The 25,999-nt window shown below is 75.0% G+C and carries 23 protein-coding genes; 7 read left to right on the top strand and 16 right to left on the bottom strand.

Annotation, left to right across the window (positions count from 1 at the left end):
• Nucleotides 1-7: 7 nt before the first annotated feature.
• From AC0KTA_RS08685 to AC0KTA_RS08655, 7 genes are all read right to left on the bottom strand, one after another.
• Nucleotides 8-1,021, bottom strand: coding sequence for a hypothetical protein (locus AC0KTA_RS08685; RefSeq protein ID WP_481054541.1), 1,014 nt, complete (start codon nucleotides 1,019-1,021; stop codon nucleotides 8-10).
• Nucleotides 1,018-1,803 (bottom strand): DUF5944 family protein, encoded by a 786-nt coding sequence (locus tag AC0KTA_RS08680; protein ID WP_481054540.1) that lies wholly within the window; start codon nucleotides 1,801-1,803, stop codon nucleotides 1,018-1,020. Before AC0KTA_RS08680 ends, AC0KTA_RS08685 begins: the two co-directional genes overlap by 4 nt.
• Nucleotides 1,800-3,305, bottom strand: a complete 1,506-nt coding sequence (locus AC0KTA_RS08675; RefSeq protein ID WP_481054539.1) for a cytochrome P450 — start codon at nucleotides 3,303-3,305, stop codon at nucleotides 1,800-1,802. The genes AC0KTA_RS08680 and AC0KTA_RS08675 overlap by 4 nt, the downstream gene beginning before the upstream one ends.
• Nucleotides 3,306-3,351: 46 nt before the next feature.
• The gene (locus AC0KTA_RS08670; RefSeq protein ID WP_481054538.1) at nucleotides 3,352-4,800 is read right to left on the bottom strand and encodes a YcaO-like family protein; all 1,449 of its coding nucleotides are present in this window, start codon (nucleotides 4,798-4,800) and stop codon (nucleotides 3,352-3,354) included.
• A gap of 91 nt (nucleotides 4,801-4,891) precedes the next feature.
• Complete coding sequence (locus AC0KTA_RS08665; RefSeq protein WP_481054537.1) at nucleotides 4,892-5,002, bottom strand: YM-216391 family RiPP peptide; 111 nt, start codon at nucleotides 5,000-5,002, stop codon at nucleotides 4,892-4,894.
• Nucleotides 4,992-5,888, bottom strand: a complete 897-nt coding sequence (locus AC0KTA_RS08660) for a JmjC domain-containing protein (RefSeq protein ID WP_481054536.1) — start codon at nucleotides 5,886-5,888, stop codon at nucleotides 4,992-4,994. The genes AC0KTA_RS08665 and AC0KTA_RS08660 overlap by 11 nt, the downstream gene beginning before the upstream one ends.
• 178 nt (nucleotides 5,889-6,066) lie before the next feature.
• The gene (locus AC0KTA_RS08655; protein ID WP_481054535.1) at nucleotides 6,067-7,365 is read right to left on the bottom strand and encodes an MFS transporter; all 1,299 of its coding nucleotides are present in this window, start codon (nucleotides 7,363-7,365) and stop codon (nucleotides 6,067-6,069) included.
• Nucleotides 7,366-7,429: 64 nt separating this feature from the next.
• Between AC0KTA_RS08655 and AC0KTA_RS08650 the strand changes: the two genes are divergently transcribed.
• A complete protein-coding gene (locus AC0KTA_RS08650; protein WP_481054534.1) occupies nucleotides 7,430-7,873 on the top strand; it encodes a MerR family transcriptional regulator in 444 nt (147 codons plus the stop codon).
• A 94-nt stretch (nucleotides 7,874-7,967) separates the two neighbouring features.
• On the opposite strand, the gene AC0KTA_RS08645 is transcribed toward AC0KTA_RS08650, so the two are convergent.
• Both AC0KTA_RS08645 and AC0KTA_RS08640 read right to left on the bottom strand, forming a co-directional pair.
• Nucleotides 7,968-8,624, bottom strand: a complete 657-nt coding sequence (locus AC0KTA_RS08645; protein WP_481054533.1) for a sigma-70 family RNA polymerase sigma factor — start codon at nucleotides 8,622-8,624, stop codon at nucleotides 7,968-7,970.
• Nucleotides 8,625-8,880: 256 nt separating this feature from the next.
• Nucleotides 8,881-9,711: a hypothetical protein gene (locus AC0KTA_RS08640; RefSeq protein WP_481054532.1), complete on the bottom strand. Its 831-nt coding sequence runs from the start codon at nucleotides 9,709-9,711 to the stop codon at nucleotides 8,881-8,883.
• 466 nt (nucleotides 9,712-10,177) lie between these two features.
• Between AC0KTA_RS08640 and AC0KTA_RS08635 the strand changes: the two genes are divergently transcribed.
• Nucleotides 10,178-11,314 carry an MFS transporter gene (locus tag AC0KTA_RS08635; protein WP_481056357.1) on the top strand — a complete coding sequence of 379 codons (1,137 nt, stop codon included), beginning with the start codon at nucleotides 10,178-10,180 and terminating at the stop codon, nucleotides 11,312-11,314.
• Nucleotides 11,311-12,873 carry a hypothetical protein gene (locus tag AC0KTA_RS08630; RefSeq protein ID WP_481054531.1) on the top strand — a complete coding sequence of 521 codons (1,563 nt, stop codon included), beginning with the start codon at nucleotides 11,311-11,313 and terminating at the stop codon, nucleotides 12,871-12,873. Before AC0KTA_RS08635 ends, AC0KTA_RS08630 begins: the two co-directional genes overlap by 4 nt.
• A 4-nt stretch (nucleotides 12,874-12,877) precedes the next feature.
• Here the strand turns inward: AC0KTA_RS08630 and AC0KTA_RS08625 are convergent, their stop codons facing one another.
• Nucleotides 12,878-14,119: an acyl-CoA dehydrogenase family protein gene (locus AC0KTA_RS08625; RefSeq protein ID WP_481054530.1), complete on the bottom strand. Its 1,242-nt coding sequence runs from the start codon at nucleotides 14,117-14,119 to the stop codon at nucleotides 12,878-12,880.
• 149 nt (nucleotides 14,120-14,268) lie between these two features.
• On the opposite strand from AC0KTA_RS08625, the gene AC0KTA_RS08620 reads away from it, so the two are divergent.
• Together AC0KTA_RS08620 and AC0KTA_RS08615 are read left to right on the top strand one after the other, a co-directional pair.
• Nucleotides 14,269-16,131, top strand: a complete 1,863-nt coding sequence (locus AC0KTA_RS08620; RefSeq protein ID WP_481054529.1) for a CoA transferase — start codon at nucleotides 14,269-14,271, stop codon at nucleotides 16,129-16,131.
• A gap of 377 nt (nucleotides 16,132-16,508) precedes the next feature.
• A complete protein-coding gene (locus AC0KTA_RS08615) occupies nucleotides 16,509-18,287 on the top strand; it encodes a class I adenylate-forming enzyme family protein (protein WP_481054528.1) in 1,779 nt (592 codons plus the stop codon).
• A gap of 77 nt (nucleotides 18,288-18,364) precedes the next feature.
• Here AC0KTA_RS08615 and AC0KTA_RS08610 read toward each other — a convergent pair whose 3' ends face one another.
• The 6 genes from AC0KTA_RS08610 to AC0KTA_RS08585 all read right to left on the bottom strand — a co-directional run bounded on the left by AC0KTA_RS08610 (nucleotide 18,365) and on the right by AC0KTA_RS08585 (nucleotide 24,030).
• Nucleotides 18,365-19,189 (bottom strand): metal ABC transporter solute-binding protein, Zn/Mn family, encoded by an 825-nt coding sequence (locus tag AC0KTA_RS08610; protein WP_481054527.1) that lies wholly within the window; start codon nucleotides 19,187-19,189, stop codon nucleotides 18,365-18,367.
• Nucleotides 19,144-20,016: a metal ABC transporter permease gene (locus AC0KTA_RS08605; protein ID WP_481054526.1), complete on the bottom strand. Its 873-nt coding sequence runs from the start codon at nucleotides 20,014-20,016 to the stop codon at nucleotides 19,144-19,146. The genes AC0KTA_RS08610 and AC0KTA_RS08605 overlap by 46 nt, the downstream gene beginning before the upstream one ends.
• A gap of 91 nt (nucleotides 20,017-20,107) precedes the next feature.
• Complete coding sequence (locus AC0KTA_RS08600; protein WP_481054525.1) at nucleotides 20,108-20,746, bottom strand: ATP-binding cassette domain-containing protein; 639 nt, start codon at nucleotides 20,744-20,746, stop codon at nucleotides 20,108-20,110.
• Between the two features lie 161 nt (nucleotides 20,747-20,907).
• Nucleotides 20,908-21,405, bottom strand: a complete 498-nt coding sequence (locus tag AC0KTA_RS08595) for a copper chaperone PCu(A)C (protein WP_481054524.1) — start codon at nucleotides 21,403-21,405, stop codon at nucleotides 20,908-20,910.
• 46 nt (nucleotides 21,406-21,451) lie between these two features.
• A complete protein-coding gene (locus AC0KTA_RS08590; RefSeq protein WP_481054523.1) occupies nucleotides 21,452-23,770 on the bottom strand; it encodes a heavy metal translocating P-type ATPase in 2,319 nt (772 codons plus the stop codon).
• Nucleotides 23,770-24,030, bottom strand: coding sequence for a hypothetical protein (locus AC0KTA_RS08585; protein ID WP_481054522.1), 261 nt, complete (start codon nucleotides 24,028-24,030; stop codon nucleotides 23,770-23,772). The genes AC0KTA_RS08590 and AC0KTA_RS08585 overlap by 1 nt, the downstream gene beginning before the upstream one ends.
• 196 nt (nucleotides 24,031-24,226) lie before the next feature.
• On the opposite strand from AC0KTA_RS08585, the gene AC0KTA_RS08580 reads away from it, so the two are divergent.
• Complete coding sequence (locus AC0KTA_RS08580; protein WP_016639357.1) at nucleotides 24,227-24,610, top strand: cell division protein SepF; 384 nt, start codon at nucleotides 24,227-24,229, stop codon at nucleotides 24,608-24,610.
• Between the two features lie 173 nt (nucleotides 24,611-24,783).
• A complete protein-coding gene (locus AC0KTA_RS08575) occupies nucleotides 24,784-25,983 on the top strand; it encodes an AAA family ATPase (protein WP_481054521.1) in 1,200 nt (399 codons plus the stop codon).
• Nucleotides 25,984-25,999: the final 16 nt, after the last annotated feature.

Raw genomic sequence — 25,999 nt, 5'->3', positions numbered from 1 at the left:
CGCGCCGTCACCCACGCTCCGCCGTCGCCACGGCATCCGGTGCCGCGGCGGCGGCCACGCGCGCCGATTCCAGCAGGGCGAGAGCCGCCAGCATGGTGCTGTGCCGGGCCTGGCGTGCGTCGATCCGCGGATGGTTCCAGTCGCCCTCGGGACGTTGCAGACGGCGCAGCGTCGCGACGAGCCGGTGGAAGTCCTCGTCCCGCGCTCCGCACAGCGACAGGCACAGCGCCGACTCGGCGCACAGATCCGCCCACCCGTACCGCTCGAACGTCGGCGCGTGCGTCCGCAGGAAGTCCAGATTCCGCCGCAGCGGCCGGGGATCCACCGCGGTCCGGTGGAAGGTGCCGAACGCGAACAGCACCGCGTGGGTGTGGAAGTACGCCTGGGTCAGCAGCCGTTCGGGGCCGGTGAGTCCCGCCGCCGCCTCGTCGTCGGTGACCGGCACCGGCAGGGCGCGCGCCATGGCGTGTTCGCCCAGCTCGTCGAGGTTGTGGGCCAGGCACAGGGCGTACAGCGGCGGCAGGCGGTCCGCGGCGGGCAGCGAGCGCGCGCAAGCCTCCAGGGTGTGGCCGACGAACCCCTCGGCGACGGCCTCGCCCGGACGTCGGACGCGGAGCAGGTGGGCGAGCATGGCGGCACCCAGGAGGTCGGCGCTCTCGGCGTCGGCCCCCTCTCCGTCGGCACCCCCCGCGTCGGCACCCCCGGCGTCGGCCCCCTGTGCGACCGCGTCCCCGACGTCCCGTAAGGCGTCCGCCGGCAGCGCGCAGGCCTCGTCCAGGAGTACGTCGAGCCGGTCCCGCCACCCCCGCGTGTCGTCGGGGCACAGCGCGGCGAAGCGCACGAGCAGCATCTCGTAGAACCACGCCTCGTCCGCCAACGGCAGGAGCGGGAGCGGGCCGTCGTCGGTCCGGCCGACGACACGAGGGTGCCGCAGCGAACGCAGCGAACGCAGCGCCGCCGAGGCGGCCGCCAGGTCCCTCGCCCCGGGCAGACGGTCGGCAGCGGGATCGCGCAACGTCATGACGAGGCCCCATTGGAGGCGCCCAGGTCGGACACGCGGACGATGCCGTTGACGAGCATGCGGTCCTCGCCGTCGGTGGCTCCGATCACCCACTCGCCCGGCAGCAGCTCGGGGTTGTCCTCCAGCGGCAGGTCGGAGACGACGACCGGCGCGGCGGGCGCCGCTTCGAACCGGCGCACCTCCTGAATGCCCACGGTGTTGTAGCCGACCTTCACGACGGTCGGGCCGGTCAGCTTCTCGAGCCCGAGGACAAGACGCAGCACACGGCGGCCCTGCTCGTCGACCGCCTCGCCCAGGTCGGCCTGCCCCAGGGACAGTGGCGAGGTGAACTTGTCGGGGAACACCGGTACGTACGGCCGCACTTCGCCGCGCCGGTTGTAGGTCAGCACCGAGGAGTACAGCATGTAGCCCTCGTCGTCGTGCACGGCGACGTTCACGTAGCTCTTGGCGCCGTCCTTCAGCGCGACGAGGGTTTCGGTCGTTCCGCCGGGCGCCTCCGGGCGGAGCACCAGGCCCGACTCCCGCACCTCGTTCAGGAGCGGGAAGCTGTAGGTGTGCTTGACCGCGAAAGGCTTGGTCAGGCCCTCGAGGCGGGTGGTGCACCGCAGTTCCACCACTCCGGGCGACGCGAGGCGCCCCGAGTGACTGCAGTGCACGGCCGCCGTGCGGGAAGCCAGCGTGGGGCTGATGACGTAGCGCGCCATGGCCTGCTCGAGCGACCGCCCGGCGAACTCCTCCTTGCGCATCAGTCCCGCGACCAGCCTGGTCGTCGCCTGCCTCATGGTGACTCCTCTCGTTGCCCGGCGGATTCCGGTCGCAGGGGGACCACCCGCAGCCTTGTTCCGGGGCTGGGGCGCAGAATGATGCCGACGTCGGCCGTGGGCGGGCCGCCGACGGGTTCGAGCCGGAAACCCTGGAGCACCCGAGTGAGGACGACACCCGCGGTGACCTGCGCCAGCGACCGGCCGGGGCAGGACCGGCGGCCGCCGCCGAAGGGGAAGTACGCGTACCTGGGCGCCCCGGCCGCGGCGCCGTCGAGCCACCGGTCCGGGAGGAACTCGTCGGGCCGCGGGAACCACCGCGCGGAGCGCTGGATGGCGCCCGGCGAGGCGAGCAGCACGGCTCCCGCGGGCAGTCGTACACCGGAGAGTTCACAGGCCCGCCCCGTGGCCCGCATGATCGTCCACGCCGGGGGACGCAGCCGCAGCGCTTCCGTGAACACCGCCTGGAGCAGGGGCATCCCGGCCAGGTCGCCCGGGCCCGGGGCCCGGCCGCCGACTGTCGCCTCGATCTCGATACGCACGCGGCGGGTGACGTCCGCGTCGCGGCTGAGCAGCAGCAGTGACCAGGCCAGCGCGGTGGCCGTCGACTCGTGCCCGGCGATGAGGTGCGCCAGGACCTCGTCGCAGACCTGGTCGGGGGTCAGCGGCTCCGCGGCGCGTCCGTCCCCCGGCGTGGTGTCGGGCGGCGCCGTGAGCAGCCCGATGAGGTCGTCACCGCCCGCGTGCGCGGCCACCAGACGGAGCACCGCGGCGCGCAACTCCCCGGCGGCGTGGGCGAAGGCACGCTCGGTGCGCGCGCTCGGCTCCGCGTCGGCCGGTGCGGACTCCAGGGCGTGGATGCACTCCATCACCGTCCGCAGATGATGTCCGAAGGCGCGCAGGTCGAAGCCGTCGTCGGTGCCGCACAGGTGCCGCAGGACCGCGGCGAGGGTCAGGGTGCGCATCTCCTCGTGGATGTCGAGGGTGCGGGAGTTGACGCTGGCGTCGGGGGTGCGGGAGTCGACGCTGGTGTCGGGGGTGTCGGAGTCCACGCCGGTGTCGGGGGTGCTGGCGGCGCCGGCGGCGCCGGCGGTGCCGTGTGTATCCGCCGTGCTGGTGCCCGCCCAGTTCCGCAGCCGCTCGTCCGTGACCTCGGCGACGACGCGCGCGGCGCGCCGCACGTACCGGGCCCCCGTGATCCGCATGCTTCTGCGCCGCGACCGGGCCCAGGTGGGCCCTTCGCTGGTCAGTACGTTCTCGCCGAGGACCTGCTTCCACCGCTCCATCTTCGGCTTGAAGAACGCGGCGTCGTGATCCGTGAGTACGATGTCCACGGCGTCCGGGTCGCTCACGACGAGGCAGGCGCCCGGACCGGTGTCCAGCCGGGCCAGCCGGTGCGCGCTCTCCTCGGCCGAGCGGCGCAGCAGGTCCAGCGGCTGCCGGCGCAACTCCTCCAAGTGCCCGCCCGGGACCGGGACTTCGCCCGCCTCGGGGCTCACCAGGGGTATGGCCCTCCAGCTCACCGGGCAACCTCCTCGCGTCATCGGGGCACCTCCTCGCGGCCGCGGGTCAGGGCAACGGATGGGGGAACGGGTGCGGGTCGGGCACGTCGCCGGTGAGCGCCCCGACGGCCCTGGCGCGCGCGGGGGCCAGGTTGCGGAAGCGATGCGCGCCTTCGAGGCTGTACAGGCCGGGCACGACGACCCGCCGGACGGCACAGTCGGCGGCGCGCAGCACGTCGGCGCTCATGTCGACCGCGTACGCCCGGTGGCCGCGCCGGAGCAGCGCCGCGAGGGTCGCGTCGAGGTCCAGCGGCACGGTATCGAGGCCCTGCGTTGCGTCGAGGTCCACCGCTGCGTCGAGGCCCGGCGTCGTGTCTTGGCGTTCCGCCACGGTGACCGAGTCGCCCCGCACGTTCAGGAACTCCGGGCGAGCCGTGAGGCAGGCGTCCAGCTGATCGGGGAACAGCGAGTAGAAGGCGGCGCCGTGCTCGAAGGAGCGCACCTCGGCGAAGTCTCCGCCGAAGACCCAGTCCGCCTGGGTCGCGCACAAGTGCCGGACGTACGGCACGCCTTGGAGCGCTTCGAGGAAGGCCTTGCGCAGGGCGGCGTCCAGGCTGCCGCGGCAGGCGGAGCCGACGGCGAGGAGCGGCCCGGCCGCGTCCCGCACCCGCAGGATCACCAGGCAGACGGGAATGCCGAGGTCGGAGGTGATGTCGAAGGCGTCGACGGTGTAGCGGTCGTCGAGTTCGGCGGCGTCGGCCAGTTGACGGCAGAGCCCGGCGCCCGCGTCGATCCTGCGCACGGGCAACTGCCAGTGCCAGGCGAGCACCAGGGCGTCGCGTTCGATCACTTCCCACAGGGCGGAACGGGTGGCGTTCCGTGTCCCGAACCCGAAGGCGAGACCGGTGGTGACAGCCGGCAGCATCCCGGGCTCCGCCCTGGACCTGAGGTAGGGGAAACAGACGGCCGGCCCGGGCAGCCAGACGCCGTCCCCGGTGTGCAGGTCCTCGCCCGGGTACCACCGCAGTTCGCTGCCGTCGGTCAACGGCTGGAAGGGGAAGCCCGGTTCGGTGAACTGCTCGGCCGCGAACGGCGTCCACGCGCCCGGATGGACGCGCTCGCCGGGATCGTCGGCCCAACTGCCCCTACGGCAGGGCGCGGTCCTGCTGTACTTGATGGCGTAGTAGCGCTCAAGCCCCTCGGCGGCCGCGGCGATCCAGCTGTCGGCGGGCCGGAACCCGGCGCCCGCGCACTTCGTGTACCGGCCGAAGCGCCCCAGCTCCGCCACCGCAGGCCCCGGCAGACAGGTGTGGCTGTACACAGCCGGGTCCCCCGGCCTGCGGCGGACCCGGGGGACCGCCGCGAACACCTGCTCCTGGCGGATGATCCGGTCGAGCAGAGGGTGCGCCTCGGGCAGCGGCGACCTGGTCGCGCGGCCCGAGGCGCGGGCCGCTCCCGGCGGAGTCTCCTGGCGGGGGTCCCGCTGTACGGCTTCCGGCGACGAACTCCCCGTCATGAAGGACTCCTTGTCATGGGTGCGGCGTGGTGCTGCGCTATTGCTCAGGACTTACGGGGCATGCCGTTCGTACGGCAGCGCCCGCTCCGCCTCACTCGTCGGCGGCGACGTCCAGGTCGTCCTCTTCCACCTCGAGGGAGCAGCAGGAGGATCCGACGATGAATCCGACCTCGATGTCGACTTCCTCGATCTCAGCGGTCATGATGTTCTCCGACATTTTCTTCTCCCATTCCCCGGCCCCTCGTCGGAGCCGGTGACTTTGCGTCAGCCGGACACGTCGTCCGGCCTTGGGGAATTTCCTCGGAAAGTGCCCGGCTGAATGCGCCGGACAGCAGTTCCGAGATCGCCCCGTCCATGTGCCGGATGAGATCGGCGGGCAGAAAGCGCCCGCCGTCGCCGTCCAGCCGGACGGCCGGGGCCCGCCAGTGGTCGACGGTGAGGAGCCGCGTCCTGAGCCGCTCCAGGAAGACCGCGGACCACGACGGAGCTGCGATACCGAAGGAGAGCGAGACGGATGCCGCCTCCTGGTGCGCCTCGGTTCCGTGCCAGTGGCCGCGCGGCAGCAACAGGCTGTCCCCCGGCCCCAGATCGACGGTGTCGCACCGCTCGGGCGCTCCGGCGCCCGGCGCTTCAGGGCGGTAGTAGCGCGCCAACTCGGTGGACACGGGGCCGCCCGCCGCGTAGTTGGCCGTCGGATAGCGCACCCCGGTGTTGGCGCCGAGACGCCACCGCTTGACCCCGGTGACCTGCACGATCACGACGTCCTTGTCGTCGAAGTGCAGGGGCAGGCCACTGCCCGGAGGCGAGACGAAGGCGGAGCAGCCGCAGAACCGCCGCGGTACGCCCAGGGCGCGGGCCAGCGCGTCGAGCAGGGCGTCGGCCGCCGGGCACACCCGGTCGAACTCCTCCAGGTTCACCGACACGCCGTCGTCGAAGAAGGCGCCTCCCTGCCGGCCGTCGACGACGATGTCGGCCCGGTACCGGCCCGGCGAGCGGGTCAGATGCAGCCGTACGCCGTGCGGATGGCCGCGCACGAGAGCGCGGGCGTCGCGGGCGAAGACGGCGGAGTCCCGAAGTCCGTCAAACATTGACGGTTCACCATTGTCCGCGAGCCGAAGCCCCTCCCGCACCGCCCTCCTGACTTCCGTGGCACCGGCCCCGGGAAAGAGGGCCGAAAGTATCTCTTCCTGGTGCGTCAGCTCCGTCGTCCCCACGCTTCTCCGCCGTTCTGACAGCTTCTCCGGTATCTGCTTCTCCGGTATCTGCTCAGGAGCGTGCCGTACGGTGCGGCGGGAGGTCTTTGACGGAGCGTGCGCAGCAGTTGTCTGTTTCTGCACAGCCACTTGAAATGCGGGAGACGGACGAATGCGTACGAGAAAGAGGGCTCCGGCGGGCGGGAAAGCCGTGCCTGCGGCTGAGCATGACGGTGAGGGTGGCCCCCGCGGCCAGGGCGGCGGCGATGGCGGGCAGCCAGTCGATGCCCAGGAGCGACAGGATCTGTCCGCCGCCCCCCGACCCGGCGAAGATGCCGAGGTTGAAGGCGAGGATGAACAGGGCCGACGCGGCGGTCCGGGTGGCGGGTGCGGCCTTCAGGGCCGCGGACTGCAGGAGGGTGGGCAGGGCCGCGTAGCCGAGGCCGAGGGTGATGGTCAGGGCCACTGTCAGGGCGGGGGCTCCGTCGACCGCGGCCAGGCCGGCCATCGACAGCGTCACCAGGCCGGTGGCCCCCAATATCGCCCCGCGCGGCCGCTTGTCGACCAGGACCCCGGCCGCCCACACGCCGGCGATGCCCGCGACGCCGAAGGCGAACAGGACGCCGCTGACGCCGTTCTCGGGGATGCCGCGGTTCTCCAGGTAGGGCGCGATGTAGGTGTAGAAGACGAAGTGCGCCAGCATGATCAGGGTGGTGGTCAGGACGATGGCCTTGATGCCCGGGGTCCGGAACGCCGTGCCGACGCCGACCCTGCCGGACTTGACGCCCTCCATCTGTGGCAGCAGCGTCGCCGCCGCCACGACCACGAGCACCGAGACGACGCCCATGGCGAGGAACGAGATCCGCCAGCCCAGGGCGTTGCCGATCGCGGTGCCCAGCGGTACGCCCAGGGTCAGCGCGGCCGAGTTGCCCGCGAAGACCGCGGCCACCGCACGGCCCGTCCTGTGCGGGGGCACCAGGCGAGTGGCGTACGCGGCCATCATCGACCACAGCACGCCGTGCACGGCGGCCGCGACGAGGCGGGCCGCCACCGCCACGGCGTAGTTGGGCGCGCAGGCCAGCAGCAGATTGCTCGCCGCGAACACCGCCATGATCGCCACGAACAGGTGGCGGCGCGGCCAGTGCGAGGTCCAGGCGGTCAGCGGCAGCGTCACGGCCAGGGTGACGAGGGCGTAGAGCGAGACCAGTTGACCGATCATCGACCGGGAGACGTCCATGCTCTCGCTCATCTGCGGCAGCAGCCCCATCGGGAGCGTCTCGGTGGTGATGGTCAGGAAGGCCCCGGCGAACAGGGTGATCAGACTGGCCGTCGCCCTGCCGGAAGGCGGCGCACCCTTGGTCGTATCAGTCATGATCAGGACGCTAAAGTCTGCCATCGATGTCAAGGTCAAGCCGACTGGCCATGAGGTGTGCCACGTGAAGATCGGAGAGCTCTCCCGCCGTACGGGTGTGAGCACGCGGCTGCTGCGCTACTACGAGCAGCAGGACCTCCTCCACCCGCGGCGGGAGCCCAACGGCTACCGCAGCTATCCGGACGGCTCGGAGGAGCGCGTGACGCAGATCCGCGACCTCCTCAAGGCGGGCCTCTCGACCCAGGCCATCCGCGAGTTCGTCCCCTGCTTCGTCGGCACGGGCGAGGCCATGCGCCCGATGGTCCACCCCACTCTGGCCGCCAACCTCGCCCGCGAACTCGCCGAGATCCAGCAGCGGATCGACGCGCTCGTACGCAATCGGGACGCGATCCGCGCGTACGTCGAGGCCGCCGCCGTGGGGGAGACGGTGACCGCCGCGGACGTGCGGATTCCGTGCGCGGCGCCTGCGCCCACGGCTGCGGGCACGGGCGGTACCGGCACGGCCTGACCCTTGCTCCGCGGCGGAGGGGGTCGCCGCCGTGGGTGCAGTGGCGACCCCCTTCTGGGTTCCGGCTGGGTCCGGTCTTTCAGGGTGTGCCGGTTCAGGCGGCGGCGAGTGCCTCGATCAGGGTGGCGCGGGCCCGTGCCACCCGTGAGCGGACGGTGCCGACGGGGCAGCCGATCGCGGCCGCCGCCTCCGCGTAGGGCTGCTGGAGGAGCTGGGTCAGGACGAATGCCTCGCGTCGTTCGGCCGGTATGGCGTCCAGCAGTTCGGCCAGCGCGATGCCGTCGTCGAAGCCCGGCAGGCCGCGTGGCTGGGCCTGTTCGGCGGCGGCCTGCCAGTCGTCGCGGTCCGAGAGGCGGGGCCGCGCCGCCGCGTGCCGCAGGCTGTCCACGACGGTGCGCCGCGCGATCGACAGCAGCCAGGTACGCGCCGACGAGCGCCCCTCGAAACGGTGCAGGCTGCCGAGCGCCCGCAGGAATGTGTCCTGCGCGAGGTCGTCGGCGGCCTGCGGGTCCGCGCTGAGGTGCGCGACGTACCGCAGGACGTCCCGGTGCAGGGCGCGCACGAACCGCTCGACGGCCTCGGGGTCGCCGTCACGGGCGGCGAGGGCGAGCCGTGTGACGGGTTCGTCGGCGGCGTCGGTGCGGCGGGTGCGGCGGGTGGTGGGCGTCGAGGTCGCGGTGGGGCTCGTGGTTGCCACGGGTGGCTGGGGGGTCGGTTTTTGGGCAGGGGGTGTCGTCAGGGCAGGAGTCATCGCCTGATGTCCTTCTGGAATCCGGAGTTCGGGATCCGGCCGCGCGCGTGGCGGGGCCGGTGATGGGTGTCGTGGACCCGGTGGCGTGCGAGACACGGTGCGGGCCGCTGCCCGACGTGCTCGGTACGGCTACGGCTACGGCTATGGCTACGGGGCGCGCCGCGACGCGGGCGCGGGCCGGGTGGCGCCGTACCGGGCCGCAGCGGGCCGTGCCATGCGTGGTGCGTGGCCGTGGCGGGTCGGGGAGAACCTGCTGTCAGATGACAGCGATCCCGAGGGGCGGACCCCTGGACGTGATGGCGTGTACGAGAAGCAGGCGCCGCGCGTTGCGGGCACCGAAGTCGCGGCGCGGGCGCAGCCGCGGCCGGTGCGGGGGCGGCGGCAGCCGCAGCGCGAGCCGCAGCGGCGCGACGATCCAGCCCGCGACGGCCCGGCCCACGCGGAACGCGGCACGTTCGCCGTACGCGAGCCACAGCCCGCACAGGAGCGCGGCCAGCAGGTGCGCCGCGAGCATGCCGAGCGGCGACATGCCGCCCATGTCGTGCCCGGAGTGCATGCCGTCCATGCCGCCCGTGCCATGCACGCCGCTCATGTCGGCCGCGCCAGTCATGTCATGGGTGCCTGTGCCTGTGCCTGTGACGTGCTCCTGCATGCCCATCGAGTGATGGGTGTGCCCGGGCGGCGGCCCGTTCAGGCGGTCGGCGAGGCCCGCGTCGGTCACGGCGCGCACCGCGTCCGCTTCCGGCATCGGTGCCGAACCGCCCGCCCCGCACAGCAGATGGCGGGCCCACTGCTGGGCGAGCGAGGCGCCCCCGCCCGTCGACGCGTGGGCCGCGGCCTGCGCGAACGAGAACCAGGCGTGCAGGGCTGTCTGGGCCACGACGCACGCGGCGGTGACCGTGAGGACGCCGCGCTCGCGGTCGGCGAGGAGCCAGGCACCCGCGAAGGCGGCGGCGCCCGAGCCGGGCAGCGCCCACCAGGGCAGCGGGGCTGACGACATGAGGGCGTGGCCGGTGGCCGCGAGCAGCACACAGGCGGCTGCGAACACCGCAGCCCGTACCGCGCGACAGCTTCGGCCCCCAGTCATGGCGGCCTCATCTTTGCATCCGCCTCGCGGCGCCGACGGGCGGGTCCGGAATGTTCCGCGGGGGCCAGGTGGTGTGGCCCGGGTCACGGCGCGGGCCGGGAACTCGGGCGGGGGCGGATCCGACTCGTACGTCGTGTAGGGCGTGGGGAACTTGCCAGGGAGTGGCCGAGTGGGAACTGAGGACGCGGGGCGCGGGTCGGTGGGGCGTACGCCCGCGGGAGGTGAACCCACGGAACGTACTCCGCAGTTGCCGGGAGCGCCGGAGGCACCAGGAGTGCTGGAAGCGCTGGAAGCGCTGGAAGCGCCGGAAGCGCCGGAAGCGCCGGGAGCGCCGGGAGCGCCGGAAGCCTCGGAAGCTCCTGGAGTGCCGGAAGCGCGCAATCCGCCCAAAGCACCCGAACCCCCCGAACTGCCCGAGCCCAAGGTCGTGCCGCGCCCCGTCCCCACCGCCCTCCTCACCTGCGCGATGGCCTTCTCCATGCTCCAGCTCTTCCTCATCGGCGCGCTCGGCCCGCGCCTCGTGGACGAGTTGGACTTCTCACCCACGGTGCTCGGCCTGACGACGACGATCGGGTTCGGTACGGCCGCCGTCCTGTCGCCCGCGGGCGGCCGGATCGTCGACCGGGTGGGCCCGCGCCGCGCCCTGGCCGCACTGCTCCTCCTCTCGGCCGCGGCGCTCGCGCTGATCGGCGCGGCCCCCGGGGCGGGCTTCCTGCTGGCGGCCGTCGCCCTGGGCGGGCTGCCGCAGGCCCTCGCCAACCCGGCGACGAACAAGGCGATCCTGGCCGCCGTGGCACCCGCGCGACGGGGCGCGGTGACGGGCATGAAGCAGTCCGGGGTCCAACTGGGCGCGTTCGCCGCGGGCCTGCCCCTCGCGGCGCTCGCCGGGTGGCTCGGCTGGCGCGGCGCGGTGTGGACGGCGGCGGGCGCCGCCGTCGTGACGGCGGTGTGGGCGCTGCGGGCGCTGCCCGCGGACCCGCCCGCGCGGACCGCCGCGCCGCGCGCCTCGCTGGTGCCGCGCGGCGCCATTGCCTGGCTCGCGGTGTTCTCGCTGCTGCTCGGCTGCGGCATCGCGTCCGTCAACACCTACTTGGCGCTGTACGGGGTGCGGCGCCTCGACATGGGGCCTGGAGCGGCGGGCGCGCTGGTGGCCGTTCTTGGCGTGGCCGGGGTGGTGGGCCGGGTGGCCTGGTCCAGGGCGGCGCGGCCCGGGCGCGCGGAGTGGCTGCCGGGGTGGCTCGCGGCGGGTGCGGTCGGCGCGGCGGCGCTGCTGGCCGGGGCGGCGGTGGTGGGCCCGCTGGTGTGGGTGGCCGCGGTGGCCGTGGGCGTGTTCGCGGTGTCGGCCAACGCGGTCTCCATGGTCCTGGTCATGCAGCGTGCCGCGCCGGGCCGCGCGGGCCAGGACTCGGCCCTCGTCGCGGCGGGCTTCTTCGCGGGCTTCGCCCTCGGCCCGCCGCTCTTCGGCCTCCTCGCGGCGGCGGACCGCTACGGGTGGGGCTGGGCGCTGGTGGCGACGGAGTTCGCGGCGGCCTGCGGGGTGGCACTGATGTGGGCGGTACGGGAGCGGCGCGGGGGAGCGGGCGGTGGGGAGGGGGAGGGGTGACGGACGTGTACGTACCCAGCCCTGCGGGCGACTGGGCCGGGCCCGCCCTGGAGGCCGTACTGGGGAGAGTTGCCGTGACCCTGGACGAGGTCGGCGCCCGTTTCCCGCTGTCCGCCGACCCCGGCACCGGGACGTGGACGACGACGCGACGCGGGTCCTGGACGGGCGGCTTCTGGGCGGGACTGCTGTGGCTGCGCGCGCGGCACACGGGCGAGGCGGCGGACCGCGCGGCGGCCGAGGCGTGCACCGCGCGACTGGCCGACTGGGCCGATGCGGACACCGCGACGCGCGGCCTGATCCTCTGGTACGGCACGGCGCTCACCCTCGACACCACGCCCGCCTCCGACGCGGCGTCCGCCTCCGGCTCCGCGGCTGCCTCCGGCGCGGCGTCCGTCCCCGGCTCGGCGCTTGCCTCCGGCTCGGTGGTCGCCTCCGGCGCGGTGCTCGCCTCCGGGGCCTCGCCCGCTTCCGGCTCGGCGGCTGCCCCTGGCTCGGTGCTCGTCCCCGGCTCCGCGCCTGCCTCCGGCTCCGCGGCTGCCTCCGGCGCGGCGTCCGTCCCTGGCTCGGTGCTTGCCTCCGGCTCGGTGGTCGCCCCTGGCTCGGTGCTTGCCTCCGGCTCGGCAGTCGTCCCCGGCTCCGCGCTTGCCTCCGGCTCGGCGCCCGCCCCTGGCACTGCGCCCGCCCTCGGCTCCCCCCTCGCCCCCGACCCGGCACCCGCCACCCCCCTCCGCGCCCACGCCGCCCGTGCCTGCCTAGCCGCGTTCGACCCCGAACTCGGCCTGGTCCCCTGGGGTTCGGCGTTCGGCGGTTCCCGGCTGCTCGCTCGTGCGGACGCGGTGCCGGGGCTGGTGCCGCTGCTCGCCTCGGCGGGCCCGTACGGCAGGGAGGCGGCGGCGTCGCACCTGCGCCGTCACCTGGAACTGTGCGCCGGGGCCGCGCCCCGCCTCGCCCCCGCCTGGGAGTACGCCCCCGGCACCGGCTGGCGCCCGCTCGCCGAACCGGCGCCCGGCTGGAGCCGTGGCCGTGCCTGGCTCCTGCTCGCCGTCGCGGACGCGCTCGTACGACCCGACGGCGCCGTCGGACACCCCGACCACCTGCGAACGGTGGCCACACGCCTGGGAGCGCCGCTCACCGGGCGGCGGCCCGCGGAGGACGAGGCGCCGGTCCCGTACGCCGACGGCGGGCATTCGGCCCCGTACGCCACCGACACCGCACCACCCCTGATCCCATCCGCCGACGAAGACCGCCCCGACGGCCCCCTGGACACCTCCGCCGCCGCCATCACCGCCGTCGCCCTGCTCAAACTCGCCGCCCTGCCCGGCGCCGAGGCCTGCGCCCGCCGCGCGGAGGCGATCCTGCGCCGCCTGATCAGCGCGCACCTGAGCGGCACCGCAACCGGAACCTGCACCACCCCCACCCGCCCCGCCGGCATGCTCCTCGACGGCTGCCACGACGCCCCGGCCGGAACAGCCGTCCAACACGAACTGATCTGGGGCGACTTCTTCCTGGCCCTCGGCCTCGCCGCCCTGACGGGCGCCGTGGACCTCCGCGACGTATGACCCGCTACGCGTACCCGCGCAGCACCCGCCGCGCCACCGACGTGATGTGCGACTCGTCCGGCCCGTCGAGGATCCGCGCCGCGCGCCCGGTGCGCAGGAGCGCGGGCAGTGGTGTGTCCGGGCCGAGCCCGGCCGCGCCGTGGACCTGAATCGCCGCGTCCACGACCTGCTGGAGCGTGCGCGCGGCCGCGACCTTGGCGAGGCCCACCTCGACGTGCGCGTCCTCGCCCGCGGTGAGCCGCGCCACCGCCTCGTGCACCAGCGGACGCGTCGTACGCAGCGCGAGCAGCGACTCGAAGACGTGGCGCTGGACGAGCTGGTGGGCGGAGAGCGGGCCGCGCGAGCCCGTGCGGGTGACGGCGCGGGCGGCCATCAGGTCGAAGGCCCGCTGGGCCTGCCCGAGCCAGCGCAGACAGCGCAGCGTACGGCCGAGCTGCAGCCGTTCCCCGGCGACGGCGAGGGCGGCACCGCGTGCGCCGACGAGATGGTCGGCGGGCACGCGCACGCCGTCGAACGCGATCTCCCACTGCCCGCCCGCGCCCAGGACGGGCAGTTCGCGTACGAGGCGGAAGCCGGGCGAGTCGGTGGGCACCAGGAAGAGGGACAGGCCGTCGCGGTCGGGCGGCGCGCCGTCGGTGCGGGCGAGCACGGTGACGAGGTCGGCGCCGCCCGCGCCCGAGGTGAACCACTTGCGGCCGGTGAGCCGCCAACTCCCGTCCGGTTCACGGGTGGCGCGGGTGGCGGTCAGGAAGGGATCGGTGCCGGGTACGTCGGGTTCGGTCATGGCGTAACAGGTGCGGAGGTCGCCCGCGACGAGGCCGGTGAGGTACGCCTCGCGGACGCGCGCGGTGCCGTGCCGGCGCAGCATCAGTACGTCGAGCAGGGGCGCGGAGCCGAGGGCGGCGGGCCCGTGGTCGCTGGCGCCCTCGGCCTCGGCGAACGCCGCGTACCGCTCCAGGTCGAGCCCCTGTCCGCCCAGTTCGGCGGGGAGCGGCAGCGCCCACAGTCCCTCCCGCCGCGCCCGCTCCTGCACGTCCCGCAGTACGGCGTCGGCCCGCGGGCCGCCCGCGTCCAGCAGGTCCTCGTGGGGCACGACGTGCTCGGCCACGAAGGCGGCGACCCGGCCGGGGAGGTCCGCGGGCACCTGGCCCGCGCCGTCGCCCGACGGCGCCACCCTCCCCGACGGCGCCGTCACCGCACTCCCCGGTCGCGCCCTCTCCCTGTGCCGCTCGGTCAGCTCCGCCATCGCTTCCTCCAGTTCACCGGGAACCCGCGGGCCCGGGCGCCCGACTGTCTCTCCAGGGAACTGGTCGGCTGCCGACGGCCTCGGGTTCCCGCGTTCGGAACGACCCCGGCGGGGCCCCGCCCCGCGCCGGGAGAGGAGACACGACCGACATGACGTCACCACCCCTCACCACCGCACAGACTGCCGCCACCGCCCGGCCCCTGGAGGCGCTCCGCTGCGACATCGGCGGACCGCCCGAGCTGACGCGGGTCGCCGCCGGACATCTGCGCCTGCTGGGCGCCGAGATCCACGGGACGCCGACCGGCGACGACACCGCCGGCGCCCGCGTCGCCCTCTCCGGGGCCGGGTTCGGCCTGGTGACGGCCGACGTGCTCTGGGCGGATGTGGTGGGGGAGGGGCCGGTAGAAGAGGAGGCCGCCGTCTTCCACGACGAACCCGCCGTCCTCCACGACGAACCCACCGTCCAAGCCGCCACCGGCATCATGGCCGTACACGGGCGCCGTGACGGCGCACCCAGCGGGCTCGGTGCCGACTACGCCGCCACCGCCGCGGGCGTCCTTGCCGTCCAGGGCCTGCTGGCCCAGCTCCTCGCCCGGGCGCGCGGCGGCGAGGCGTGCGCGGCGGGCCGCGTGCGGACGAGTGCGGCGCGCGCGGGGCTGCTCGCCGTGTCCCAGTACTTCGCCGCGACCGGCGCCGACGAGGGCGAGGCCGCCGAACTCGCCCCGGGCGGGCCGCCGTTCACCTCCGCCGACGGCATCCTCTTCGAACTGGAGACCCTCGACCCCGGTGCCTGGGCCGCGTTCTGGCGCGCCCTCGACGCCCCGGCCGAGGCGATACGCGGCGGCTGGCGCCCCTTCCAGTTCCGGTACGCCACCGCCTGCGCCCCCTTCCCCGACGCCCTGCACGCCACGGCCCGCGGTCACCGGTGGGCACGTGTCCAGGAGGCCGCCGCCGAGTCCGGCGCCGAGGTGTGCGCCCTGCGGACCCTCGCCGGCCGCGCCGCCGAGTACGACGGCGCGGCCCCCTGGTCCCTGGCCCGGCTCGGCCCGGCCGCCCCGGCGGGGGAGCGGGTGCGCCGACTCCCCACCCCCGCACTCCCGTTGGCCGGGCTCACCGTCGTGGAGGCGGGCCGCCGCATCCAGGCCCCGCTGGCCGCCCACCTGCTGCGCCTCCTCGGCGCCGACGTCGTCCGCGTCGAGCCGCCGGGCGGCGACCCGCTGCGCGGCATGCCGCCCGCCTGCGGCGGGGTCTCGGCCCGCTGGCTGGCCCTGAACCGCGGTAAGCGCGCCGTCGAGGCGGACATCAAGTCGCCCTCCGGGCGCCGCCGCGTGCGCGAACTCGTCGCCGACGCGGACGTGTTCCTGCACAACTGGGCCCCCGGCAAGGCGGCCGGGCTCGGCCTGGACGCCGCCGACCTCGCCGCCGTCAACCCCGGCCTCGTGTACGCGTACACGAGCGGCTGGGCCGACCGGCTCGACGACGCCCCCATGGGCACGGACTTCATGGTCCAGGCCCGCACGGCCGTCGGCGCGGCGGTACGCCCGGCCGACGAGGCGCCCGCGCCGTCCCTGATGACCCTCCTCGACGTGCTCGGCGGCCTCCTCGGCGCGGAAGCCGTCCTCGCCGGACTGCTCCTGCGCGAGCGCGACGGTGGCCTCGGCGTGCGCGTGGACTCCTCCCTCCTCGGCGCCGCCGACACCCTCGTCGCCCCCGCCCTGCGCCGCGCCGCCCGGGGCGCCGAACCCCGGCCGCCCGCCGGTTTCCGCCGCCCCCTGCGCACCGCCGACGGCTGGCTCGCCCCGACCGACACGTGCGCGGCCGCCGCGGCGGCGTACGACCTGAGCGCGCTGCCCACACCGGAGGCGCTCACCCTGCTCCGCTCCCACGGCCTGACGGCGACTCCGGTCACCACGGACCTGGCCTCCCTGCACACCGACCCACGGTTCGCCACCACGATCGGCCGGGACACCCACGGCGCGCCCATGGTCCCGAACCCATGGACCTTCACGTGAGCCCCGCCACCGCACGTTGACCGGGCGCACCCGACGCCCTGGCCGACCGGCCTTCTCGGTACGCCCGGTCCCCGCGGTACGCCTGGAGCCCACGGCAGGGCGGGGCCCTGGGCCTGCTGAATGTTCGGGGTCCGGATCTTCGGGCCCGGCCCGCGGGTTCCGGGCCTTCGGGTTCCGGGCCTCGGGCCACCGGTCCCGGCCTCCGGAACCCCGGTCTCCGGAACTCCGGTCTCCCGGCCTCTCGGTTTCCGGGCACCCGCCCGAGCCCATCCTCCGGCGCCCGCACCGCACGCCGCGGCGCCCGGGATTCGGCAGCCCTCCGGGCTCGTCTTCGGCCCCTCGCCCCCCTCTCACCCCCATCACCTTCAGGAGCCCTCATGCCCCTCCCCCTGAACGACCTGCTCCCCACCTCCCTCCGCCGCTCCTGGGCGGTCGACGGGACCTGTCCCGATCTCGACCTCTACAGCCTGTTCCGGGCGCGGCAGATCAGCGATCTGCACCGCACCGCCGTCATCGACGCCAAGGGCGCGCTCTGCTACACGGCCCTCGACCGCAAGGTCCGATGTCTGGCCGTCGGGCTCAGACAGCTCGGCATCGGGGCCGGCGACGTCGTCGGCGTACAACTGCCCAACAGCCGGAACGCCGTGATCGCCGACCTCGCGCTCGCCGCGATCGGCGCGGTCGCCCTGCCCTTCCCCGTGGGCCGGGGCGCCGCCGAGGCCACGAGCCTGCTGCGCCGCGCGGAAGCCGTGGCCGTCATCGCCGCCACGGAACACCGCGGCGCCCGCCCCGCGGCGACGCTCACGGCGGCGTCGGTGGCCTCAGCGAACTCGGTGGCGGCAACGGCGTCGTCGACCGCGACCGGACCCGCCGCGACGACGCCGTCCCTCCGGCACGTCATAGCCGTGGGCCCAGGGCCCGCCCCCGAAGGCGCCGTCCCCTTCGGGGAGTTGCTGCGCCGCAGCGACCCCTCGGAGTTCGTCGCCGCGCGCCCCGACCCCGACGGCCCCGCCCGCATCCTCGTGTCCTCCGGCTCCGAGGCCGAGCCGAAGATGGTCGCGTACTCCCACAACGCCCTGGCCGGCGGCCGCGGCAACTTCTTCGCCTCGCTCATGCCGGACCCGGCGACCCCGCCGCGCTGCCTCTTCCTCGTGCCGCTCGCGTCCGCCTTCGGGTCCAACGGCACGGCCGTCACCCTCGCCCGGCACGGCGGCACCCTCGTCCTCCTCGACCACTTCACGCCTGAGGCCGCGATCGCCGCGATCCGGGAGCACGAACCCACCCACGTCCTCGGCGTCCCCACCATGGCCCGGATGATCCTCGACCGCCTGGAGCAGGAACAGGAACAGGAACAGGAGCAGGAACAGGACGGGGGACCGGGCCGGGGACTGGACCGGGGAGGCGCGGGGAAGCTGCCCGCGCCGGCCGCTCTCGTCCTCGGCGGCTCGCCCCTCGACGCCACCACCGCCGCCGAGGCGCGCCACGCCTTCGGCTGCCCCGTCGTGAACCTCTACGGTTCGGCGGACGGCGTCAACTGCCATACGGGCCTTGCCAATCGGCCGGACCCGGAGGGCGCCGACAGCCACGGCATCGTCGCGGGCCGCCCCGACCCCCGCGTCGCGGACATCCGCGTGGCCGACCCCACCACCCACGCGCCCGTGCCGGACGGCACCGTCGGCGAGATCGTCGCGCGCGGTCCGATGACCCCGCTCTGCTACGTCGGCGCCCCCGAACTGGACGCCCGCTACCGCACCCCCGACGGCTGGGTCCGCACCGGCGATCTGGGGCGCCTCGACGAGGACGGCGTCCTGCACGTCGTCGGCCGCCTCAAGGACGTGGTGATCCGCGGCGGCGCCAACATCAGCCCCGCGGAGGTCGAACGGGAGCTGAACGCCCATCCGCTGGTACGCGACGTGGTGTGCGTCGGCGTACCGGACCCCGTGATGGGGGAGCGGCTCGCGGCCTGCGTCGTGCCGGCCTCCCGCGCGGCCGACTCCGCCGCGCCCACCCTGGACGACCTGGCCCGGCACCTCACCGCACGCGGCCTCGACCGCGCCAAGCACCCCGAACGGCTGCTGCTCGTCGCGGAGTTGCCGCTGACCCCGGCGGGCAAGCCGGACCGCGCGGGCCTGCGGGAGCGGGCGGCACGCGCCTGACCGAAGCCTCCCCGGGCCGACGTGGGCCTGCTTGGGCCTGCGTCGGGGCCCGGGGAAGCCTTCAGCCCCCTGCGGCCTCAGGCCCCCTTCATCGCCTTCTTCAACTGCGCCGCCGCCTCCCGGTACACCGGCAGCAGTTCCAGGTCCTTCCCCGGATAGTTGACGATCTCCACCTGCTCGGCGCCGGAGTCGGGCAGCACCTTCCCGGTGGACATGTGCGCGTTGTCCAGGACGAACGCGGGCTTCTTCGCGGAAAGCCCGGCGAGCTGGGAGGCGGTCACGGCCTCCGGTCCGTACGTTCCGACGGTCCGCGCTCCGGCCATGCGCGCCGACCACGTGGTGAACACCTGGCTGACGACGGCCGGGCTTTTGCCGCCGGGCCAGGACGCCTTGAGGTCCTTGGCGAGCCGGGCGTACTCGCGGTCGAAGGTCTTGGTCCAGCGCGCGGCCGCGGCCTTGGTGCCGAACAGGCCACCCAGCCGGGCCACTTCGCCGCGCACCTTCCCGGCGTCGTTGTCGAGGTTCACCTTCACCAGTTCGGCGTCGGAGCCCGCCGCGTCCTTGATCTTGTCGGCGTACGGCTCGAACGGCGCGTACAGCACGAAGTCGGCCTTCGCGACGGCCGCGAGGTCGGACGGCTTGGGGTCGTAGTCGGGGGCGTGGTGCGTGGACGGCGGGACCAGGACGGTGACGTCCTCGGCGCCCGCGGCCTTGGCGAACGCGCCCTCCCACGTGGTGGTCGCGACGACGACGGGCCCGCCCTTCTTGCCGCCGGAGCCATTGCCGGAGCCGTTGCCGGAACCGCCGGAAGCGGCGTCGTCACCGCAGCCGGCGGCCGTCAGGGCGAGCGCGGCGCTCAGCGCGACGAGGGGGGCGCGGCGGCGGATGCGGGAGGTGGACATGAGGTGACGCTCCGTTCGGGGATGAGATGGACGGCGAGGACGACGGCCCCCGCGGTCAGGACGAGGACCGGGCCGGGCGGCCAGTCCAGCCAGAGGGCGATGAGGAAGCCCGTGACGTTGACGGCGACGCCGATGGCCACGGCCCACAGCGCGATGGTGGTGAGCCGCTTGCCGATGCGGCGCGCGGCGAGCGCGGGCAGCAGGGTGAGCGCGTCCACGAGCAGCGCCCCGGTCAGCTTGATCGCGCCGGCCACGGCGACGGCGACCAGGACGAGCAGGACGACCGTGAGCGGGCCGACGCGTACGCCCGAGCACTCGGCGAGTTCACGGTCGTACAGGAGCAGCGCGAGGTCGCGGCGCCGCCACCAGAACAGCGCCGGGACGACGGCGGCGAGCACCCCGACCACGACGAGGTCCGCGCTTCCGACGGACAGGATCGACCCCCACAACAGCGCGAACGCGCCGGAAGCGTTGACCCCGGAGACGGAGAGCACGAGCAGGGCCGCCGCGATGGCCATGCTCATCAGGAGCCCCATCGCCCCGGAGAGCCCGGCCGGTGTCCCGGCCAGCGGCGCGACCCCGGCCCCCGCGAGCGCGCACGCCACCAGGGCGCACAGCATCGGGTCCAGGCCGGTGAGCAGGCCCACCGCGATGCCGAGCAGCGCGACATGCATCATCGCGAACCGCACCGGCATGATGTCGAGCCCCACGATCACGACCCCGACGATCGGCAGGCCCACGGCCGCGAGCAGCAGCGCGAACCCGGCGCGCTGCACGGGGACGAGCTGGAGCATGAGGCCGAGGTCGGCGGTGGCGAGAAGGGTCATCGCCGCACCCCCGGGGCTCCGCCCCGGACCCCGCTCCTCAAACGCCGGAGGGGCTGAATTCTCGCGGGAGCCAGGAGGCCCCGGCAGGGCCTCACCGCGCCACCTCCCGCAGCCGCCCCGCAGCCATGTCCAGCACGCGGTCGCAGCGTTCGGCAAGGGCACGGTCATGGGTGACGACCACCAACGTGACCGGCAGAGCCATGAGCGCCGCGGCAGCCTCCTCCTGCCCCGCGAAGTCGAGCGCGGCAGTGGGTTCGTCGGCGAGCAGCACCCCGGCCCCGGCGGCCACGCAGCCGATGGCACGGGCCAGGTACATCCGCTGCAACTGGCCCCCGGACAGCGTGTCCAGCGGCTGGTGCCGCAGCGCGCCCACGCCCAGCGCGCGGGCCGCCTCCGCCGCCTGCCCGGGCGCGCCCCCGGAGTCCAGCAACTCGCCCGCGAGCAGCGGGAACCGGCCGGCCGCCGGCTTCTGCGGCACCCACGCGCAGGCGCGCCGCCGCCAGGCCCGGTCCGCCGCGGACGCGGTGCCGCGGCCGCCGACGAGGATGGTGCCCACCGTGTGCCGGTGCAGCCCGAGGACGGCCCGCAGCAGCGTGGACTTGCCGGAACCGTTCGTGCCGGTCAGCGCCACACGTTCGCCCGCGGCGACCTCCAGGTCCACCCCGTCGACGGCGACCACGCGCCCGTGCCCGCAGGTCACGCCCCGCATGTGTACGTCCAGACCACCCATCCGCAGCCCGCGCCCCTTCCCGGCCTCCCGGCCTCTGCCTTGTGCGGCAGTAGTCGGACGGACGGCGCGGGAAGTTCCCGTACGCGGACAACGGATCCGTACGCACGCGACGTATCCGTACGCACGCGACGGATCCCATCCCCGCGCCACGCGGACGCGGCTCAGCTCCCCGGCCTGACCACCTCCGCCCGCACCGCCACCTCACCGGCGTGCCGGAAGCGCAGCACGAAGGGCACCTCGTCGCCGAGCCGCAGCGGCCGTGTGGGCCGCAGCATCACGTCCAGGCCCTCGGGCGTCATCCGCACCACGGACCGTGCGGGCACGGCCGCCGAGTCCACCATCCGCATCGACTCGACGTTCCCGGGCCGCTCCACGGTCCGGCTGAGCATGACGTCGTCGGCGGCGGGCGAGCCGACGGACAGCAACTCGTCGCCGGACTCCCCGCTGTTGGTGATGCGGAAGAACGCCGCGGTCTCCGCCTTGCCGCCGTACGCGAGGAACACCCGCCCGTCCCCGACGGCTATCCGCGCGGGCCCGCCCGCGGCCCCCGCGGCGACCCAGGCCGAAAGCCCGCACAGCGCCAGCGCGCAGGCGAGGACGGGCGCCAGCACACCGGGCAAAGCGGCACGCACGCGCGCGTGCAGAGCGGCGCCACGCACGCGCGCGTGCAGAGTGGTCCCGCCACCTACCTCGTTCACCTCACGACTACGCACCGAAGGACCCCCCTCGCGCACCGCGAGCCCGCGCCGCACCCCGACCCCGCGCCGCACTCCGCGGCACGGGCTCCCACGTACGCAGCCGCAGGCTGTTCCCGACCACCAGCAGCGAACTCAAGGACATCGCGACCGCCGCCGTCATCGGGCCGAGGCGGCCGACGGCGGCGAGCGGCACGGCGAGGGCGTTGTAGCCGAACGCCCAGACCAGGTTGGCGCGGATGGTGGCCAGGGTGCGGCGGGCGAGGCGTACGGCGACGGCGGCCGCGCCGATGTCCCCGGCGACCAGCGTCACGTCAGCCGCCCCGATCGCCGCGTCGCTGCCGCAGCCCATGGCGATGCCCAGGTCGGCGCGGGCGAGCGCCGCCGCGTCGTTCACGCCGTCGCCGAGCACCGCGACCCGGCGCCCCTCGCCCCGCAGCCGCCCGACCAACTCGGCCTTGTCCTCGGGGGTGCAGCCCGCGTACACCTCGCCGATCCCCAGCTCGGCGGCCACCGCGCGGGCGACCGCGGGCCGGTCCCCGGTGGCGAGGACCGGCTCCACGCCGAGCCGCCGCAGCCGGTCGACGGCGCGATAGCTCCCGGCCCGCAGCACGTCCCCCACGGCCACGACCGCCTCGACGGCGCCGTCGACCCGCACGAGGACGACGGTCCGCGCGGCCGCCTCGGCGTCGGCGAGCGCGCGGGCGAGCGCGTCGGGCAGCGCGGGCGGCTCCGCGCCCGGCGAGCACACCTCCACCTCGCGCCCCTCGACCACACCCCGCACCCCCTGCCCCGGCGTCGCGCGGAACTCCGTGACCCGCGGCAACCCCTTCTCCGGGAGCTCCTTTTGGGCGTACGAGGAGATGGCGCGTCCCAGCGGATGCTCCGAGCCCCGCTCCACCGCCCCGGCGAGCCGCAGCGCCGCCTCGCGGCCGAGTCCGCCTGGTGCGGCGGTCACTTCGGTGACGGTCATGTGGCCCGTCGTCAGCGTGCCGGTCTTGTCGAGGACGACCGTGTCGACGTGCCGCAGCGTCTCCAGGGCGCGCGGTCCGCCGACGAGTACGCCGAGCTGGGCGCCGCGGCCGGTGGCGGCGAGCAGCGCGGTGGGCGTGGCGAGCCCGAGGGCGCACGGGCAGGCGACGACCAGGACCGCCACGGCCGCCGTTACCGCGCCCTCAGGGTCGGCCCCGGCGCCCAGCCAGAACCCGAGGACGGTGACGGCGAGCGTCAGGACCACGGGGACGAACACACCGGCCGCGGCGTCCGCGAGCCGCTGGGCGCGCGCCTTCCCCGCCTGGGCATCCGTCACCATCCTTGTGATGCGGGCGAGTTGGGTGTCGGCGCCGACCGCCGTCGCACGCACCACAAGGAGCCCGCTCGCGTTGACGGAACCGCCGACGACCTCCTGGCCGGGGCCCGCCTCCACGGGCTCGCTCTCGCCGGTCACCAGCGACAGATCGAGCGCGGAGTTCCCGGACACCACCACACCGTCGGTCGCCACCCGCTCCCCGGGCCGCACCATGAACTCCTGCCCCACCCGCAACTGCCCCGCCGGCACCCGCCGCTCGCCGCCGCCCGCGTCCCGTACCGCGACATCCTTGACGGCGAGGGAGGCGAGCGACCGCAGCGCCGCACCGGTGCCGTGCCGCGCCCGCGACTCCAGGAAGCGCCCCGCGAGCACGGACAGCGGCACGCCGACCGCCGCTTCCAGATACACGTGGTGCGCGCCGCCGCCCGCCGACGGCAGCACCTCGAACGGCATCCGCATCCCGGGCTCGCCCGCCCCGCCGAGGAACAGCGCGTACGCCGACCAGGAGAAGGAGGCGGCCACCCCGAGCGACACCAGCGTGTCCATGGTCGCGGCGGCGTGCCGCAGCCCGGCGAGCGCCCGCCGGTGGAAGGGCCACGCGCCCCACACCGCCACCGGCGCCGTCAGCACGAAGCAGAGCCACTGCCAGTTGCGGAACTGCCAGGCGGGCACCATCGACAGGACGAGCACGGGCAGCGAGAGCAGCGCGGTGACCAGCAGCCGCCGACGCTCGGCGCGGGCGCTCTCGTCGCCGCCCGCCGTTTCCGCTGCGGGCTCTGCTTCTGCCGCGGGTTCTGGATCCGGCGGCGGGGGCAGTTCGGCGGTGTATCCGGCTCGTACGACGACGGCGACGAGCTCGTCCGCCGCGGTGCCCACAGGGTGGCGCACCCGGGCCCGCCCGGTGGCGAGGTTCACCGTCGCGGTGACGCCGTCCAGCCTGCCCAGTTTCTTCTCGACCCGGTTCACACAGGCCGCGCAGGTCATGCCGCCGACGATCAGGTCGGTGGATTGGTCGCCCACTAGCCGTGACCCCCGTGGCCTCCGTGCGAACCGCCCCCCGAGCCGCCACCCGTGCCCGAGTCCGAGTCCGGAGTCGAGGACCGCATCCCCGGCGCCACGGGCCCCACGGACGAGCCGACTTGGTAGGCGACGGCGAAGACGACGACGAGGAGCACGAGGAAACCGAGCAGCGCGGGCGGCGGCCGCCACGCCCCGCCCGTACTTCTCTGCGTACGCGAAGAACTCGGCGTACCCGAAAGGGATGAACGCTCGTCTGGCATCGACGCTCCCGTGACTGATCCGGCGGCGCGGGCAGCGGACACCCGGCACCGGTCAGGTGGTCGCGCGCGGCGGCCGGGGAGTTCCCGGCGGGTGTGAGACATCCCATCCGGCCGTGTCGTGGTTGGGCCGATCGGGTGAGTTGCGCAAGAATTGCCCGGTGCAGAAGTTGAGGACGAGCCAGGACGGGGTTGCTCTGTGACCAGCCACGAAGCCACCGACGAACAGTGGGAAGGGCTCGCCCAGGTCGTGCCGCTGCGCGGCCGCAACGAATGGCCGTCCTGGCCCGGGCACCGCGCGCTGCCCGACGCCGAGACGGAGGCGCGGCGGCGGTTCGTCGTGACGCGCGTGAACATCTTCGCGGACGCCCGCGAGGTCGCCGAGAACCTGATGTCGCAGACCCCGGTCCTGCTCGACCTGTCCGGCGCCGAGACCGAAGTCGCCAAGCGGGTCCTGGACTTCAGCAGCGGCGTGGTCTTCGGCCTCGGCTGCGGGATGCACCGCGTGGAGAAGAACGTCTTCCTGCTCTCGCCGCCGGACACGGAGGTCCAGGGCCTGGTGGAGGCGGCGACGGGCATCTAGTGCCTCCGTCGTGCCCTGGGGCATGCGTGCCCTGAGAGACCGGCCCGGCCCGTCGGACGGGTCGTATCCCAACTCCCCGCCCCGCGCCGCGCATTGATCCGCCGTCCCCCGATCGTGCGAAGGTCGCCGGGGCAAAACGGTTCGGCTGATCCACTGACCCATAGCTTCCGGTCATGACTGTGCACTCCCGCCGGACGCTCGCGCAGAATCCGCTGTCCCGGGCCAAGCCGCGCGTCACCGAACTGCGCCTTTCCGCCTTCGCGGGGCATCGTGGTGCCGCCTTCCCGCTCGGCCCGCTCACCCTCTTCGCGGGCCCGAGCGGCAGCGGCAAGACGAGCGCGCTGCGGGCGTACGAGGCGCTGGCGCTGCTCGGCGCGGGAGCCGAGCTGATCGACGTGTTCCCGCAGCCGACCCGCTGCGTGCCCGAGCGCGCGCGGGCCGACGGGCAGGCGCGCCGCGGCTTCCGCATCGGCTGCACGGTCGACGGCCCCGCCGGGCCCGTCCGGCTCGACGTCGCCGTACAGGCCGAGCCGGAACTGCGCATCGCGGGCGAGCGGTTGACGCGCGACGGTCTCACCCTGCTGGAGACCGCGCTTCGCGACCCCGGGCGGCGCGCCGTGCAGGCCTCCTGGCACACCGCGGGCGCCGCGCCCGTGACCCGCGCGCCGCTGCCCGACGACCGGCTCGGCACGGCGCTGCTTCCGCTGCGCGTCGCGGGCAAGACCGACGGGCAGCGCCTGGTGCTCGCCGCCGCCGAACAGGTCGTCGTCGCCCTGCGGTCGGTGTTCGCCTGCGACCCGCGGCCCGGGCGCATGCGCGAGCCGGTGCCACCCGGCCTGGTCGGCGCGGGCCGCCTCCTCGGCGGCTGCGACAACCTCGCCGAGGTGCTGTGGCGCACCCGCGCCGAGTGCGGCAACCGCCACTCCCAGCTCGTGACCGCGCTGCGCGCCGGCTGCTCCGGGCCGGTCGCCGACGTGCTCGCCGAGGAGACGCGGGACGGCGCCGTGCGCGCACTGCTCGACCGCGGCGACGGGGTGCGCACCAGCGTCGGCCGCCTCGGCGACGGCGAGCTGCGCTATCTCGCGCTCGCCCTGGTGCTGCTCACCGGGCCGCGGGTCCTTGAAGTCGACCCGGTGGCGGAGGTCCCGGAGGCCTACCAGAGCCTCACGGTCCTCGCCGACGGCTTCGACCGCTGCCTCGACCACCGCCAGAAGCGGGCGCTCGCGGATCTCGCGGCACGCATGTGCGCGCGCGGGCACCTGCGCCTGATCGGCGCCGTGGCCGACGCGACGTGGGCCGCGACGGCGGACGGCGTGACGGTGGTGGACCTGGGCAGGCCGGGTGGTACGCGGGAGGCGCCGGTGTGCCGCTGATGGGATGTGGCCGGTG

The sequence above is a fragment of the Streptomyces sp. Y309 genome, assembly GCF_056712025.1.
Note: the sequence above shows the minus strand (reverse complement) of the source record. Positions and strands in the feature narration are given on the sequence as shown.